This window comes from Mitsuaria sp. WAJ17 (genome assembly GCF_014174515.1).
GTDB lineage: Bacteria > Pseudomonadota > Gammaproteobacteria > Burkholderiales > Burkholderiaceae_C > Roseateles_B.
In genome coordinates this window covers 1-313 of the sequence record NZ_JACJUG010000167.1, presented here as the reverse complement: position 1 = coordinate 313, position 313 = coordinate 1, and the positions used below count along the sequence as shown (strand labels likewise).

Here is a 313-nt window from a genome sequence, read left to right as displayed (position 1 = left end):
GTTCCAGGCGCTCGTCGTGTGCGGCCATGAAGCGCGTGCCATCGGGCAACTTGAGGTGGCCCCCTTCCCCGCGCAGCGCCTCGGTGATCAAGAAGCTGCGCTCCTGCGGGTGGTAGAGGCAGGTCGGGTGGAACTGGATGAACTCCATGTTCGCCACCCGGCAGCCGGCCCGCCAGGCCATTGCGATGCCGTCGCCGGTGGAGGTGTCGGGGTTGGTGGTGTAGCGATAGACCTTGCCGGCACCGCCGGTGGCCAGCACGACGGCGCGTGCGGCCAGCGTCTCGACCCGCTTGGTGTCGATGTCCAGCGCGTA

At 68.7% G+C, this 313-nt stretch carries 1 protein-coding gene; it reads right to left on the bottom strand.

Annotated elements, in window-relative coordinates; translation table 11 throughout:
* Positions 1-313: FAD-binding protein (locus tag H5407_RS23900; RefSeq protein ID WP_183106949.1), on the bottom strand; the 313-nt coding region annotated here is incomplete at both ends.